The sequence below is a fragment of the Zhenhengia yiwuensis genome (assembly GCF_014384995.1).
Lineage (GTDB): Bacteria > Bacillota > Clostridia > Lachnospirales > Cellulosilyticaceae > Zhenhengia > Zhenhengia yiwuensis.
On the sequence record NZ_JACRSY010000129.1, the window covers coordinates 1 to 632 of the forward strand.

Sequence of the window (632 nt, forward strand, 5' to 3'; positions counted from 1 at the left end):
AGTTCATTAACGGAAGTTACACGTACTTGTATTATTCAACCTAAACTCAAGGTAGGCGATAGGCTTATTGTAAGTGCGGCAGGTGAAGAATACGTTATTTTGGATAAGGTAGGTGATCCCAATGTCACAATCTCTTATACCGCAAAGTGATCGAAGTTTATTAGAAGTGGATATGAAAAATAATATTATACCTTCTAAAACTTTTTATATAGATTTTGAAAGTAAGAAAATATTAGGTATGGTAGATGATAAAAAGGCTATAGAGCAAAGTATCTATCTTGCATTAAAAACAGAGAGATACAATTATCTTATTTTTAGCTGGAATTACGGTGAAGAAACGAATAAGTTAGTAGGGAAACCCAAGGATTTAGCAAGAGCAGAGCTCCCCAGATTGCTTAACGAATGTTTGTTAGTAGATGATAGGATATCAGCTATAGAGGATCTCATTATAACCGAGGTTGAAGAGGGGCTTCACGTAAGTTTTACTGCAGTAACCTTACATGGAGATATCCTTATAGAAAGAGAGGTGAAGATATGACCTTTGAAGAATTGATTAAGAGTGCCTTAGAAAAAGTGCCTAATGATATGGACAAAAGAGAAGGGAGTCTCATGCATATGGCGTTAGCACCAGC

At 35.8% G+C, this 632-nt stretch carries 1 protein-coding gene; it reads left to right on the forward strand.

Annotated features, from left to right (window positions below):
• Nucleotides 1–121: 121 nt before the first annotated feature.
• A complete protein-coding gene (locus tag H8718_RS20390) occupies nt 122–538 on the forward strand; it encodes a DUF2634 domain-containing protein (protein ID WP_249334883.1) in 417 nt (138 codons plus the stop codon).
• Nucleotides 539–632 lie beyond the last annotated feature (94 nt).

Bases quoted from the DNA above. Each gene is read 5' to 3' on its own strand.
- H8718_RS20390 (WP_249334883.1), top strand. From the start codon at position 122: ATGTCACAATCTCTTATACCGCAAAGTGATCGAAGTTTATTAGAAGTG.